Genomic DNA, 14,470 nt, shown 5'->3' with positions numbered 1-14,470 from the left:
TAAAGTATTTTTGTAAATGAATTATACAGAAAACATTGAACGCTTAAAAATACTACTTACAGGAGCATCCACCGATGTTACTATAACAAGTGATAATGAAGCAGAATATAAACGATTGAAAAGTGAGCTGAATAAATCTGCGAAGTTCCAAACCAACCAACCAAAGGAATTTAAAATTTGCTTTACACTTCAAGAATTTAGAAGAGAAATGCAAGCAAAAGGCGGGTATGCAGAACGCAGAAAATATATTAACGAGATATTCTATCCTCTAATTTCAGATGAAAATTCCCTATTGGATAGCATCGAGGAAATACAACAAAGCGTAAACTTTGGTCATTTAAACCTTTTGCCGCAAGACATACAGCAAAAAGGACGAGAAATGTCGGAAGTCTATTTATATTTATATTGTATTGAAAATTCTTTAAGAATTTTTATTGAAGAAATTGTGAAGACGGAAACAGTAAATATTCCCCGAAAAGTACAAGAAACCATAGATAAATTAAAGAAAAGCGAACAAGAAAGTAAATATTTACCCATTCGAGGTAATAGTAATTTATTTTACTGTGACTTTATCGAGTTAGGAAAAATAATAGTCGGGAATTGGACAATTTTTGGGAAGTATTTTCCAAAACAGAATGAACATTGGTTGAACGTAATGGTTGATGAATTGTATAAGATACGGTGTTTGGTTGCTCATAATAGTTATGTTGGTAAAGATGAACGTGATGCACTAAAAGTTTATTACAAGAGTATCACGGCTCAATTACAGTTATAGTATAAATTTAAACCCTCTGAATAGAGGGTTTATTGTTGATACAGGAGTTGAAGCATCCTACCGACCTCTACATCCATTCGGGAAAAAGCAAACCACTTTTTACCCAAATCTTTGAGCGAAGCTCCGATATGGTACAGTTCCGTTTGGTCGATTATCAAAAATCGGTCGTGGGCATCGGAAAACACCTCAATTTCAATCGGGGGATATTGGCTGTTGTAGCGTTGTATATCCAGCCTTAGCTGATTGCTGATAGCTTTGGTGTAGATTTTTGCGGTTACATTATCCTTACGTTTGCCCAACAAGGTCAGCACCGTATCATCGGCATAATTGTCGAGCAGGATAATGGAGCTTTCGGCATTCCTGATAATATCCGCTACAAACTTGTAAGCATCAAAGACCTGCCCGTTATAGAAAACACCTTTTTCGCTTTGGAGCTTGTCGCTTTCCAAAGCCTTAAAGATTTCCTCAATCTTTTGGTCGGTTTCTAATTGCCTGATTTCGATTTTATCCAGCCTATGAAAAAGAGAGGCATTGCTGATGAGCATTCTCCGCATTTCTACAAATGCGTCCATAATTTCAATGCTCACTCTTACGGCGACATCTGAACGGAGTACAGCAGATAACATCGCTATTCCTTGCTCGGTAAAAACGTAGGGCAGGTAACGTCTTCCGCCTCGCCCTACGTTTGAGGTTCCAATTTGGAACCTCAAAAAATCGCTTTCTTCATCGGTCAGTTGAAAGCAAAATTTATCGGGAAACCTGTCTAAATTCCGTTTTACAGCCTTGTTCAATATTTTGGTTTCTACCTGATATAATGTAGCAAGGTCGCTATCCAGCATAACCTGTTTATCACGAATGGTATAAATCAGGTTGCTGATTGCTTGGGGTATCATCGTTGGCTTATTTTCCATTGCGTTTATTGCTTTTCTTTTTCTCAAACTCAAAGGAACTTTCCGAGTTCTCATTCAACACGATATAGGCATCGAATTTCTTTCCGGCTTTGCTTTTCATTCCCTTAATCAGAGGGGTTTTACCATTATTGACAAGGCTCGTAATATCGGCTATGCTTAATTGCACTTCGCAAACCCTACGGAACTGTACCCAATTACAATGTTCGTCAGGGCATTTTACAATCTTGTCACGGATAATCAATTGCTGGCTTTTGCATTTCGGGCAGGTCAGTTTAGGCAGGTTCTCATTGGCAATAGAGGTTTGTAGCAATTCGTCCGTTATAGACTTTGCATAGGTTTCCATTTCCCTCAAAAATACCCTTGCATCAACTTCGTTGTTTTCGATTTTCTGCAAAGCCAATTCCCATTCGGCAGTCATAGCCACGTCCGCAATTTTGCGGTATTTGACTAATCCATATACCTGCAATCCTTTCTCCGTAGGGATTAAGGATTTCTTTTCCCGTTGGATATAATTACGGGTAAACAGGGTTTCGATTATCGCAGCTCTTGTGGCAGGCGTACCGATACCGATATTTTGCAGGGCTTTTCGTTCGTCCTCGTTTTCGATTTCCCTGCCTGCATTTTCCATTGCCGACAATAGTCCGGCTTCGGTAAACAATACAGGCGGTTTGGTTTTCTTCTCCAAACAGGAGGCTTCTTTGATTTTCAGCTCATCGCCCTTTTTCAGTTCGGGCAAATCCTGTATCGGTTCGGTATCTTCGTCCGAGAAATTGCCTTTTATGGAACGCCAGCCAGCCTCTAATATCTTACAGCCTTTTAGTGTAAAATCGTAGTGCGACACTTCCAACGCTATATCCGTCACTTCTTTTACACAGGCTTGTGAAAGGGCTTCGAGCAGTCGAAAGGCAATCATATTATACACCTTTGTTTCGTCCGCATTAAGAGCAGACGGGATTTTGTCGGTTATGAGTAAACCGTGGTGGTCTGTTACACGGAGGTCATTTACAATCCGCTTATTAAACCGACCCCATTTCAATTTTGATACCGCTTGCTTGAAATTATCGTTGTCCTGTAACGCCCTTATAAGGTTGGGGATTTCTGCCCACATATCTTCCGGTATGTATTTACTTCCGGTACGGGGATAGGTAATAAATTTTTGTTCATACAGGCTTTGAGCGATATTGAGGGTTTGTTCGGCTGATAGGTTGAGCTTTTTGTTGGCTTCCTTTTGCAGTCCTGTGAGGTCAAAAAGCAAGGGCGGTTGCTCCGTGGTATTTTTACTTTCCACAGATACAACCGTAGCAGTTCCGTGTCTTTGGATTGACTTTAATGTATCTTCCGCTAACTTTTGCTCCTCCCATTTAGTTTTGGAGATACTTTTAAAATCAATATCCTCTTTGCGGTGCAATAGCTGAATTTGCCAATACTTCTTAATGGAGAAATTTTTGTTTTCCAAATAGCGTTTGCAAATCAGAGCCAATGTAGGCGTTTGCACTCTGCCCAAAGAATAAATGCCATTGCCTGCTGATATACTCAATGCTTGTGTGGCATTGATACCCACCAGCCAATCGGCTCGGCTTCTGCCTTGTGCAGCCTGATACAATCCGTCAAATGCTGCCCCGTCTTTCAGGCTGTCAAACCCTTGCTTGATTGCTTTTTCAGTAAGCGAGCTTATCCAAAGCCGCTCAAAGGGTTTACGGCATTTCAAATGTTCGTAAATATACCTGAAAATCAACTCGCCCTCACGTCCTGCATCGGTAGCAACGATAATACTGTCGCTTTTGTTGAACAATTCTTTGATGACTTTCAGTTGCTTTAATGCTCCCGTATCGGCTTGGTAGCCTTTGTCTTTTTTGACCTTTCTGACGGTCAATATAAACGGGTTCGGGAGGATAGGCAATGAAGCCTTGTCAAATCCCGTAATCCCATAATCTTCGGGCATTCCTAATCCAATTAAATGACCGAACGCCCACGTAACAAAATAGCCATTCCCCGTTAAGTAGCCGTCCTTTTTATCGGAAGCTCCCAACAAGCTGGCTATTTCCCTTGCTACGCTTGGTTTTTCTGCGATAACTGTTTTCATAACTAACTTACTTTTCTACTTCTTGATTTTGCAGGGGCTTTTGGCTTATTCTGTTGTTGCTGTTGCTTTTCGTTCTTCGGTGCTTGCTGTCCTTTTTCCAAAGGCTCCTTGATATTCTTAGTTGCTTCATTGGTCTTACCCTCCGAATTGACCGCAGTTTGCGTTTTGTGTTCCTCAGTAGGTTTAACACGTTCTTTGTATTGGTTCGGGAACTCAAAATTGGTAGTTCCTGTTTCTTTATTGTAAGTGATATAACCATTATAGGGTTTATCCTTTTTATCTTTCAACTGAACATAGACCGTTAGCCCGTCTTTGAATTTGTTGTATTGCTCGTCGTTCAGCTCAGTACCTCGAAAAGTTTTAGGAGCTTCCTGTGGCTGGCTTTGCTGGTTGGCTTGTCGGTTACTTTGGGATTGCTGTTGATGATTACCTCGGTCAAACAGATACTCCAAATAATTTTTGTCCGCATTGTACTGTACCGTTGCATCAAAGGATTTTCCTTTTGTGGAAGTCATACCCTCAACGAATAGGGGTTTACCCTCCATTAAGGTTTGTTTTTGTTCCTCTGTAAACTTAACCCCCTTTAATTCATCGGGGATATTGATTAAAGAGGTTCGGAGGGCGATAAGCTCATTGGTCAATCTGTCCACACTGATAATGGACGGTATCAGTTCTCCCATTTTTGGATGTATCAAATCAACCACTCGACCCATATTACCCGTTTCGAGCAGGTTTTTTTTATCTTCATCTGTAAACTTGTGATTGAAAAATTCTCTGTGCAGGTCAGGGGAATTGCGGACACCGTGTGCCATTACTACCACGTCGCCTGTTTCGTTTTCACGTAGCTGTAAACGGGCTTGTGAGCGGTGGGCGACCCCTCCGAAGTTAGCGTCCATATAGACAAGTTCATTCGTCTTATAACCCCGTAGGAGTGGGTCAAGCAGGTTTCTCTTTTCGAGGTATTCTCTTGTTATCCCGAAGCTGTTCAATGTTGCCCAATCAATCTGTTCCGGCTTGAAACGGTACTCGTTTGTTTCCGGTGTTGTCTGTGTTGTTGCCATATCGTTTTTATTTTCTTGTTTTTGTTCCTCTTTCGGTTCAGCCTTTACCTCGTGCTTTTTCATTTCCTTTTCGCCCTCCGGCGTAGGCTTATCTACCTGTTGCTGAAATTGCTTTGCTTTTTCGACGGCATCGCCTGCGTCCACTTTGAAAAATGCAAACGGGGTTGGGTTTTTCAACTGTCGCCAAAAGTTGGATATGAAATTGGTAAAGAAATCTCCGTGTTTATCTACACGCATAAACTCGGATTGGTTCTTTTGGGTCGGGTCAACGGTTTCTAAATTCCCGTCCTTGTCAATACCCTTAACGGCTTGGATTTTCATTTTTTCCTTATCCAGCACTAACAGCACGTCCGATAGTTGCTCAGGAGCTTCCTGTGCAACTTGTTCGGTTGCTTCCTGTTGATTTAAAGTTTCTTCGCTCATAATCTGAAAATTTTAAAGTTCAATGCCGAAAGTAAAGGAAGTGGTTACTGCATAACCCGAAGTGGCACTCAAAGGCAGTCAAAGGCAGTGTTTGGCGTTTTACTTACCCGTAGGAGGGTTAAAGCTCTCTCGGATAAATTGATGTACATCGGATAGCTTGTAATAGAGTTTTCCGCTTATGGTATAATAAGGCAGTTTGCCAATGGAACGGTAACGCTGGAGCGAGCGGTTGCTGATTTTAAGCATTTGTAATAAATCCTGATTGTCGAGCAGTTCCTCGCCGTCTATACTGTTACGTTTCTTTTGTAAGTCGTCAATATGGTTACTCAACATATCCAGCCTGTCCATTATTCGCTCCATCCACGACAAAAATTCCATTCTATCAATATTCATAGCTTTTACTTTTAAGAGTTCGTCCCTGTTATTTACCTGATTTCAGATTTCTGCCTTTTTCGATATAGCTTTTGCCCTTTGCCATAAGTTCCGCTACATATTCGTCACTACTTTGCACAGCATTGGCGTTAAGCATATCCTTGATTGCCCCAATCGTATAGAAGTATTGCCCGTAGATTTTGGAGTAGGTTATTTCGCCTTTGGTACGCATACGCCACAAAGTCTTTTCGCTGATGTGCAGGTATTGGCATACCTCGTGATTGTTGAGCCACAAATCATCGTAGCTGGTGTCGTCCAATCTTTTCAGATAATCCGCAATAGCGTTGATACGGCTGTTAAGCTGTTTCCACGCTTCTTCTTCAATGGTTATAATTTTCATTGCATTGCTTTTTTAATGTTCACAATGCAAAATTGCTAAGGGTGGCAGTGTTTGTCCGCCAACCCTTGCCAATTGGTTTGGCGGGTTTTTTAAAATTTTTAAAATCGGGAGAAATCCTTTATTAAAGAGCGTTTTAAAGGATTTGTAGTTTTGAAACAAGGTAAATAGCCAACATTTGCCAATTGGTTTGTAGTTGGCAACAGCTATAAACAAAAAGGCAGTACATCAAAAGTGTACTGCCCTAAATATTATGATTAATATTAAACACTAAAGGTCTTTATCCATATATTCCTCCAATGAAACTTTAAGCTCATCTAAAAATGCGGTTCGGGAGCCACTTTTAGTTTTCATTCTATGGAATGTGTGATGTATATCGTTTAGCGTAATGCCAAAAAGTATTTGGAACATTAAACTAATTTTTCGCACGCTGATTTTTCCGTATGAAATCGCACCGGAGGCGTGTAAAGCATAGATTAATTCTGTAAGTGCATTTTTGGTTTCCGTCCAAAAAATATCTTTGGAGCGTTCCGGCTTTTGTGCAATCAAATCGGGGCTTTCTTCGGGATTTATTTTTGTCAGTAGATAAGTGTAGAGTAATTCGTTAGCAATAATCCTTGCTGTCTTGTAATCGTAGAAAGTAGAAAATTCGGGGTCAATCTCAAATACGATACTGTTTAATCCATCGTGGTAGTTTATATTTCCACGTTTAAAATAGCTGTGGTCACGGTCTGTACGTCCCGAACGGTAGTACCTGTAAAAATCGGAATTGCAGATATGCTCAATGTATTCTCTTTTCAGACTTGCTAATTGGTTGGAAAAATAATTGAAATACATTTTGCCATTGCTGAACGGACAGGTCGTTTCAATGCGGTAAACCTTATTATAGTAAATGAGTTTGCCAAGAATTTGTGGTTTAATGGTTCTGAAGAATTGTATTTCCTCATTATCATTTTCAAAGTCCTGTTCAATGATTTGTTTCTTGACCGAAAATAATAGGTCTTGAAGATACAAGGTCATTTGATAAGCCTCGTCAATTAGCCTTTCGCTTTGTACTGAAATCTTATCTTCCATATTATGTATCTCTAAAATAATGGTGTGTAAAGAATGTTTCATAGCCAATATTTTTTGTGATGATTACTAAACTTCAAATTCAGTTTATACCTAATTAACACACAAATATTATGAGATGAAGTGACAAAATACCCACAGTTCAACCACACTGTGCGAATTTTTTTTTAACCGTAGGTGGGGGCAACTGTGGAAATAAATTTGCAAATATTTTGTATGAAACCTGTTTAAAGGATATATAAAAAATTAGACGGCAATAAATATTACCGTCCTATTTTTTTGTATATTTGCTATTGATTTACAAGGAAATCAAAAGAAAGCGAGTGCAGAGAGCACCACTACTAAATCGTTACCGATAAGGTTTTCAATTCTTGTAAACTACTCTTTTTGAAATACTTTGAGCCTTATTAATCTTTTTTAGAAAAAACAAAAAAATATCTGAGCAAAAAATAAATGATATTAAGCAAAAAGAAGAATTATCACTCACCAGGGCTATTCTGGATGGAGAAGAGAGGGAAAGGGAACGTATTGCAAGAGATCTTCATGACGGCCTCGGCGGTATGCTGGCAGGCGTTAAAATCAATTTTTCCACCTGGTCTTCCAGCCATCTACATCCCGAAAAGCACAGTGATTTTTACAGGATTCTGGGGCAACTGGATAATTCTGTGAGTGAGCTTCGCCATGTCGCCAGAAATTTAATGCCCGAATCTTTACTTAATTTCGGACTGGAAACCGCTTTGAGTGATCTTTGTGAATTTTATACCCGGAAAGATCTTACTATTGATTTTCAGGCTATGAATATCAATAAAAAGTTACCTTTGAACATTCAGCTCAATATTTATAGAATCGTTCAGGAATTATTGGCCAATGCCATAAAACATGCTGATGCCAGTAACATATTATTGCAATGTTCTCAAACCGGAGACAACTTCTTTATCACTATTGAAGACGACGGAAAAGGATTTGGAAACAGCAAAGAACAAAATCCTAAAAGTATGGGTCTTCGCAATCTGAAAAACAGGGTGGATTATATGAAAGGAATCATGGAAATCAATTCAGACAGCCAGGGCACAACGATTAATATAGAACTCAATACCCATGGAGAATAGTAAAATCAATATTGTTGTCGTAGACGATCATCCTATTGTCATTGAAGGATTGAAAATGATGCTTAACAGCCAGCCTCATTTCAATGTTTCCGAAAGCTTTACATCCGGATCGGAAATTATCAGTTTTATCAAGTCCAATAAAGTAGATATTATTCTTTTGGATATTACCCTGCCTGATGTAAACGGTACTGAACTCTGCAGAGAGATCAAGAAAATATCGCCGGACATTTCAGTCATTATGTTTAGCAATCGCTCAGAAAGAAGCATTATCATGCAATCTATACAAAACGGGGCCAGCGGGTATATTCTGAAAAACACTTCTATCGATGAGCTGGCAGTATGTATCAAAGGGGCACTCTCGGGAAATATTGTCTTCTGTAATGAAACAAAGCAAATCATCAGCCGCCCTTCTCCCACTGATCTACCGGTGCCAAGGCTAACCAAAAGGGAAAAGCAAATCCTTCAAATGGTAGCACAAGGGAAAACAAGTGTTCTCATTGCTGAAGAGCTGTTTTTAAGCCCTCTTACTGTGGACACCCACCGTAAGAATCTGCTTCAGAAATTTCAGGCCAAAAATTCTACGGAACTTATCAATCGTGCATTACAGCAACGGCTGATAGATGAATAAAAAAACCGCTGGTTGCAGCGGTTTTTTATATTTTATCAATTTAAATTTACAATTCCAGGAAACTGTAATCAATAGAAGCCACTAAGGTTCCTTTTCCAACTTTCTTATCGGTTTTGACAATAGAACCGTCAATCCAAAGATTAATGATCAGTTCTGAGTCTGTATCCGGAAGTTCAGCGTTGGCATCAAGATTAAGCTGTGCCTGGCTGGAATTCACAAAAAATTCTCCACTTGTCCATGGTGAGTTTAAAGGTGTCTGCAGCGTATTGTACATGGTATTCTGGGAAGTTCCCACCTGAGTCACAATGGTTTTAATAACTCCACCTGCAGATGTTTTCACTTCGAATTGAACCAAATGATCCTGAAACTCCTCATCGTCATCTTTTTTACAAGAATTCACAACGGTAATCACAGAAAATAATAAGACGAATAAAAAAAGAAAGTCTAAGTAAACTTTTTGAATTGTAAAATTGCTTCATTTCTCCAAATAGATTTTTTAATGTTTCAAATATAAGTTTTTTATTAATATAAAAATAACTTTCATGAAAATTTTCCAACAAAGATTTACAAATAATATCAAATCAATAAAAATAAAAATATCCCCATTCTCTATAAAAACACAGGATAAAGAAATAATTGTTAAACAAACAACACCTCCTGCCGAACCTGCTTGCATGGTTAATAAAACGGGAAGGCTGACAATGTGATTTATTAATTATATTTGCTGTATGAATTTAGATTATCTAGTAAGAGAACCGGAAAATATAACATCCAACACTCCTGTTCTTTTTATGCTGCATGGCTATGGCAGTAATGAACAGGACCTTTTCAGTTTTAGGGAAACTTTACCTAATGACTGGCTTATCATAAGCTTCAGAGCTCCGAAAAACACACAGTTTGAGGGGTATTCCTGGTACGATATAGATTTTAATACGCCTGATAACTTTATTGATGTTACCCAGGCAAAGGAATCGCTGAACGCGGTACTTGAAAGTATTTTAAAAATCATCAATCATTATGGCCTCACAGAAAGCAAAGTTCACTTATGTGGATTCAGTCAGGGAGGTATACTGTGTTACGCATTGGCGTTAAAGCACCCTGAATTATTTAATAATGTAGCCTGTTTAAGCGCTTATCCGGAGGAAAAAATTCTTGACGGAATTGTAAAGGATAAAAAGAAACTTGAGAGGCTCCGCTTTTTTGTTTCACATGGTACAGATGATGCCGTTATTCCACTTGAATGGGGAAGAAAAGCTGCAGAACTGCTTTATGACCTCAACTGCTATTTTACTTTCAGAGAGTATATGAGCGGACATGGGGTTAATCAAAAGAATTATATGGACCTCATGGACTTTTTCACAAAGTAGCTTTATCAATTTTAAATATTTTCAACAAAAAACGAAGCTTATTGCAGTTTATACAAACATTCCTGTATTTGGAATGTTTTTTTTATTCTCCGTAAGGATAAATTCAGTAAATTCAGTAAATGAAATTAAAGCTTTTTTTACTGGGATTATTTTTAAGCATTTTTGTAAATGCACAAAATTCTTTTGAGCTGATTAATACCAAAAAAGCAGTTATTCCTTTTCAATTTATTAATAACCTTATTTTTATTCCGGTTAACGTGAATGGTGCCGAACTTACTTTTTTGCTGGATACAGGCGTTGCGGAAACCATTCTTTTCAGTCTTGATAATAAAGAGATCAGATTACAAAATGTAGAAAAAGTAAAATTCTCCGGTCTTGGCGGAAATGTAAGTATAGATGGCTTCAAATCAGATCACAATATAGCCCGTATAGGGAAATCTCTGATCAATAATTCAATGTCTATCTATCTGATTATTGATGAAAGCTTCAACATCTCTTCTCATGTCGGAATTCCTGTCAATGGGATTATAGGCTATCATTTTTTTAAAAACCACCCTGTTTCAATAAATTATACCTCAAAAAAGATAACAATATATGAAAGCACCGAACTTTTAAGCAGTAAACTTAAAAGGTATGAAGAGCTTCCTATGAGTATTGAAAAATATAAACCCTATCTCTATGCAGACGTAGAAATGACTAATGAAAGAAAAAGTTCAAAACTCCTGATTGACCTTGGGAACAGTGATGCGATATGGCTCTTCCCTGCCCTTATCAAAAATTTCGTGTACAACAGACCTAATATTGATGATTTTATCGGACGCGGATTCAATGGAGATATTTATGGGAAAAGAAGCAGAATTCATAATTTTTATTTGGGTGATTTTAGATTTGAGAAACCCCTTACTGCTATGCCGGATGAGTTTTCTATTCAGCATGTCAATCTGGTAGAAGGCAGAAAAGGCTCTATAGGAGGAGAAATTATGCGCAGGTTTACCACTGTTTTCGATTATGCCAATGAAAAACTATACCTGAGAAAAAACAAAAACTTTGATGACCCGTTCCATTTTAATATGAGTGGACTGGACTTTAAACAGGACGGACTGGAATGGAAGGAAGATATTGTAAAGATTGAAACCAAAAAAACGGCCCTCACCGGCAATGAAGTATATACAGATTCTTTTCAATACAAATTTAGCTTAAAGCCCGTATTCTTAATCGCAGGGGTAAGAAAAGATTCTCCGGCTTACCATGCCGGGCTGAAAAAAGAGGATAAAATTATCAGCATTAACGGAACTCTGGCCTCGAATATGACAATGGAAAAAATACTAGAGCTTATGAAATCTTATGAAGGACGCAACATTACTATGGTAATTGAACGGAAAAATGAAAAATTAACCGTACATTTCACATTAGAAGATCCCATTCCTTATCAAGAATAAAGTATGAAAACGGAAGAAAGCACAATAGATAAAATAAGAACCCGGCCGAGATTTAAGATGCTCACCCATCTTACCAAAGAGGAATATGCTGAAAATCTGAAAAAGTATCTTGCGGAACATAAAGGAGAATTTACAGGTAACATCAATAAGGAAGTTGCTACAATCTGGGTAGAAACGACAAATGATAACTACTGGAAACCACGCCTTTCCTTGCGGGTGGAAATTGAAGATGAGCATACCACAATCCGCGGCGTCTTTGGTCCCAGCTCTGCAGTCTGGACCTTTTTTATGTTTCTTTATTTTTCTTTTTCTATTTTATGGATGACTTTCTTCACCATGTACTATGTGGAAAAGCAAATAAAAAGCGCCGAATACCCCTGGGCATTGAGCGCTTCTTTTGTAATGTTATTTTTTATTCTCCTTACCTATCTGGCTGCGAGATTCGGGCAGCACAAAGGAAAAGAAGAAATGCTTAAGCTGAGGAAATTTGCTGAAGAATCCACTTTACAATTTGAAAAAAAAATTAGTTAGTCACAGGCTCTGCAGTCTGCTCACTCTGAATGGGTGTAGCCATTGCTTTAGCCGTTTTAATGGAATCTACTACTTTTTCCCTGTTGGCTTGTTCTTTCAGCATTTTGGGAACTTCCGGCTCCAATAGTTTTGTCAGCTCTTCCACAGAAATATTATTGGCGTTCGGGTCATTTAAAAGTTTCCTCCATGGTTTTCTTCCTCCCCAGTTATAATCCCCGAATACCATAACTGCCGTACCTCTGGCTTTTGTAGTAGCACCTCCCGGATTCAGGATCCAGGTATCTGCATATGAATACAGCCATTGTGCATCTTTTCTCAGCAGTCTTAAACAAGAATGGGAAGCAGGATATCCGGGAAGGGTATATTCATGCCATCCGATTCCTCCTATATTGTGAATATTAAAGTTATAAGGTAGTTTCCATTCGCTGCTGACGGTGGAAATGGATAATTTCTTTTTCCAGTTTGCAAAAGTAAGGCCTCTCGTTGTCTGGGCTGATTTTTTTCCCATACTTGTGGGCCCCCATTTTATAAGGCTTCCGTTAGAATACACTCCAAATGCCTGTATAGGATATGAAAAAATCACAAATTTCTTCACCCCGCTTAATATATCCAGCTGCATGGGAAACGGCGAATACGCCATCAGGGTTGTATCTATTTTCGCAGGAACGACAAGGGTATCGGAATTCCATTTGCTTTTAGAATCTAATCTATTGAGAGCAAGAATCGCCGCACGTTCCTTCTCATTATACTTTTTACTAAATTCAGCATATACGGAATCTCTGATTTTCTTATCCTTCGGAATAACAAACGCATTATAAAAACCATTCTCCTGTATAACAGGCGGAACAGATTCTTTCTTCACTACAGGTACGGAGTCTTTCTTTACTGTATCTTTTTCTTCTTCAGGAGATTCTGATGCAGTAACTGTATCTTTAAAAGTATCGCTTATTTTCTCTATTTCTTTTTTACATGAAACCAGAAATATTGCACATAAACAGGTATAAATAAAAGTTTTTTTCACAGATATGTTCTTCATAAATAAAATTGGCCATCTAGTTTGGCTACCCAGTACAAATATCAGACCTAAAATTGAATCATAAAAGACATTCTTTAAAATACCGTAAAAAAACGGTAATAACGATATCTTTTACAGTAATTTATTAGTCTTTGCATAGGCAAGAGCTTCGGCAATATTATTTACTCCAATCTTTTCAAAGAGTTTTTTTCTGTGAAATTTCACCGTATCTGCTGTGATAAAAAGTTTACCGGCAATTTCATTGATGGTCATTCCACTGGCATACAGACTTAAAATTTCAAACTCTCTGGATGACAGCTTTATTTTTTCGTTTTTTTCCCATTTTTCTTCTATCAAATCATATTTCCAGACTTCATCCGCTCCTTCTTTACTGAGAACTACATTTCCGGACATACTATTGCTGGAGAGAGAAACCACACATAATGCTTTCCAGACCTGTCCTTCTTCTGTCAGGAACATGGGTGTAAGCTTATGATTCACAAGGATCAGATTATTTTTACTATTGATCAGGTTAAAATCGTAGGAAATGGAATACATTTTTCTCTCTTCCACCGGAATGGTTTCATAAAATCCAAACCCTGCTTCATTGATCTTAATCAGCATTTCTACATCTTCAGGCTTAACATTCTGAAAGTAAAAAGCATATCCCAACTCTTTTACTTCTTCTGAAGTTTTTCCACATAAAAAAAGCGGATTATCAGAAACATATTCAAATCCGCGGGTTTGATAATTAATGACATACAGACTCTGATAAGTAGTCCTGGAAAGAGCTTTTATCGCTTCCAGATAATCCCCGGACTGGCTGAAATCAATATCTGCATCGCGACTGACTTCATTTTTTATCATTAAAAAACCTGTTTATTTCTTCCATAATGTTATAAGCACCACTATACTACTACACGAAAAGGTAGTTTTTAGCTTTACTATCACAAATCTACACAAAAGTGTAGTAATTTTCAAAGCAATGTGATATACTTTTGCAAAAAAGATTTGCATGATTGTACCTTTTTGAGCTATTATGATCAAATGTACTCAAAACAGTTTTAATAAGGCAGTGGAAGAGTTCATTTCAATATAATAAATAACCATGATATAAAGAAGCTGCATAAATAACCGGTTAAAGTTAAATAAATTCCGTCATGAAGTTTTTATCGTAATCAACTCAGACATGAGTTTTCATTCAGATTAGGAATATTGCATGCGACTACCGAATTGAGCAGCGTTTAAAGATCAGTTTATTTTGAGCAGCACATTCATCCCTGTTCGA

Annotated in this window: 16 protein-coding genes; 7 read left to right on the top strand and 9 right to left on the bottom strand. The window is 38.1% G+C overall.

Features of this window, described 5'->3' with window-relative positions:
- Nucleotides 1-16: 16 nt before the first annotated feature.
- The gene (locus tag HX13_RS01685) at nucleotides 17-775 is read left to right on the top strand and encodes a hypothetical protein (RefSeq protein ID WP_024564662.1); all 759 of its coding nucleotides are present in this window, start codon (nucleotides 17-19) and stop codon (nucleotides 773-775) included.
- Nucleotides 776-804: 29 nt separating this feature from the next.
- Here HX13_RS01685 and HX13_RS01680 read toward each other — a convergent pair whose 3' ends face one another.
- The 6 genes from HX13_RS01680 to HX13_RS01655 form a co-directional block, all read right to left on the bottom strand.
- Nucleotides 805-1,686 (bottom strand): ORF6N domain-containing protein, encoded by an 882-nt coding sequence (locus HX13_RS01680; RefSeq protein WP_024564661.1) that lies wholly within the window; start codon nucleotides 1,684-1,686, stop codon nucleotides 805-807.
- Nucleotides 1,676-3,769, bottom strand: a complete 2,094-nt coding sequence (locus HX13_RS01675) for a type IA DNA topoisomerase (protein WP_024564660.1) — start codon at nucleotides 3,767-3,769, stop codon at nucleotides 1,676-1,678. Before HX13_RS01675 ends, HX13_RS01680 begins: the two co-directional genes overlap by 11 nt.
- 2 nt (nucleotides 3,770-3,771) lie before the next feature.
- The gene (locus HX13_RS01670; protein WP_024564659.1) at nucleotides 3,772-5,253 is read right to left on the bottom strand and encodes a DUF3945 domain-containing protein; all 1,482 of its coding nucleotides are present in this window, start codon (nucleotides 5,251-5,253) and stop codon (nucleotides 3,772-3,774) included.
- Nucleotides 5,254-5,352: 99 nt separating this feature from the next.
- Nucleotides 5,353-5,646, bottom strand: coding sequence for a helix-turn-helix domain-containing protein (locus HX13_RS01665; RefSeq protein ID WP_002979402.1), 294 nt, complete (start codon nucleotides 5,644-5,646; stop codon nucleotides 5,353-5,355).
- Between the two features lie 28 nt (nucleotides 5,647-5,674).
- Nucleotides 5,675-6,025, bottom strand: coding sequence for a helix-turn-helix domain-containing protein (locus HX13_RS01660; protein WP_024564658.1), 351 nt, complete (start codon nucleotides 6,023-6,025; stop codon nucleotides 5,675-5,677).
- A 267-nt stretch (nucleotides 6,026-6,292) separates the two neighbouring features.
- Nucleotides 6,293-7,138: an RteC domain-containing protein gene (locus HX13_RS01655; RefSeq protein WP_024564657.1), complete on the bottom strand. Its 846-nt coding sequence runs from the start codon at nucleotides 7,136-7,138 to the stop codon at nucleotides 6,293-6,295.
- 365 nt (nucleotides 7,139-7,503) lie between these two features.
- On the opposite strand from HX13_RS01655, the gene HX13_RS01650 reads away from it, so the two are divergent.
- Both HX13_RS01650 and HX13_RS01645 read left to right on the top strand, forming a co-directional pair.
- Entirely contained in the window at nucleotides 7,504-8,202 is a 699-nt protein-coding gene (locus tag HX13_RS01650; protein WP_316931213.1) for a sensor histidine kinase, read from the top strand.
- Nucleotides 8,192-8,830 carry a response regulator gene (locus HX13_RS01645; protein WP_050019696.1) on the top strand — a complete coding sequence of 213 codons (639 nt, stop codon included), beginning with the start codon at nucleotides 8,192-8,194 and terminating at the stop codon, nucleotides 8,828-8,830. Before HX13_RS01650 ends, HX13_RS01645 begins: the two co-directional genes overlap by 11 nt.
- 46 nt (nucleotides 8,831-8,876) lie before the next feature.
- Here HX13_RS01645 and HX13_RS01640 read toward each other — a convergent pair whose 3' ends face one another.
- The gene (locus HX13_RS01640) at nucleotides 8,877-9,230 is read right to left on the bottom strand and encodes a hypothetical protein (protein ID WP_228377610.1); all 354 of its coding nucleotides are present in this window, start codon (nucleotides 9,228-9,230) and stop codon (nucleotides 8,877-8,879) included.
- 142 nt (nucleotides 9,231-9,372) lie between these two features.
- Here HX13_RS01640 and HX13_RS22735 point away from each other — a divergent pair, with 142 nt between their 5' ends.
- From HX13_RS22735 to HX13_RS01625, 4 genes are all read left to right on the top strand, one after another.
- Complete coding sequence (locus HX13_RS22735) at nucleotides 9,373-9,537, top strand: hypothetical protein (protein WP_168237192.1); 165 nt, start codon at nucleotides 9,373-9,375, stop codon at nucleotides 9,535-9,537.
- A gap of 21 nt (nucleotides 9,538-9,558) precedes the next feature.
- Nucleotides 9,559-10,197: an alpha/beta hydrolase gene (locus tag HX13_RS01635; RefSeq protein ID WP_050019695.1), complete on the top strand. Its 639-nt coding sequence runs from the start codon at nucleotides 9,559-9,561 to the stop codon at nucleotides 10,195-10,197.
- Nucleotides 10,198-10,316: 119 nt separating this feature from the next.
- Complete coding sequence (locus tag HX13_RS01630; protein ID WP_050019694.1) at nucleotides 10,317-11,636, top strand: PDZ domain-containing protein; 1,320 nt, start codon at nucleotides 10,317-10,319, stop codon at nucleotides 11,634-11,636.
- Nucleotides 11,637-11,639: 3 nt separating this feature from the next.
- Complete coding sequence (locus tag HX13_RS01625) at nucleotides 11,640-12,167, top strand: hypothetical protein (protein WP_050019693.1); 528 nt, start codon at nucleotides 11,640-11,642, stop codon at nucleotides 12,165-12,167.
- On the opposite strand, the gene HX13_RS01620 is transcribed toward HX13_RS01625, so the two are convergent.
- Together HX13_RS01620 and HX13_RS01615 are read right to left on the bottom strand one after the other, a co-directional pair.
- Nucleotides 12,160-13,188: a L,D-transpeptidase gene (locus tag HX13_RS01620; RefSeq protein WP_238554945.1), complete on the bottom strand. Its 1,029-nt coding sequence runs from the start codon at nucleotides 13,186-13,188 to the stop codon at nucleotides 12,160-12,162. The genes HX13_RS01625 and HX13_RS01620 overlap by 8 nt on opposite strands.
- 126 nt (nucleotides 13,189-13,314) lie before the next feature.
- Nucleotides 13,315-14,049: a response regulator transcription factor gene (locus HX13_RS01615; RefSeq protein WP_050019691.1), complete on the bottom strand. Its 735-nt coding sequence runs from the start codon at nucleotides 14,047-14,049 to the stop codon at nucleotides 13,315-13,317.
- Between the last annotated feature and the right edge of the window lie 421 nt (nucleotides 14,050-14,470).

The organism is Chryseobacterium sp. P1-3 (genome assembly GCF_000738495.1).
Classification (GTDB): domain Bacteria; phylum Bacteroidota; class Bacteroidia; order Flavobacteriales; family Weeksellaceae; genus Chryseobacterium; species Chryseobacterium gallinarum.
This window is presented reverse-complemented; position numbering and strand designations above follow the sequence as displayed.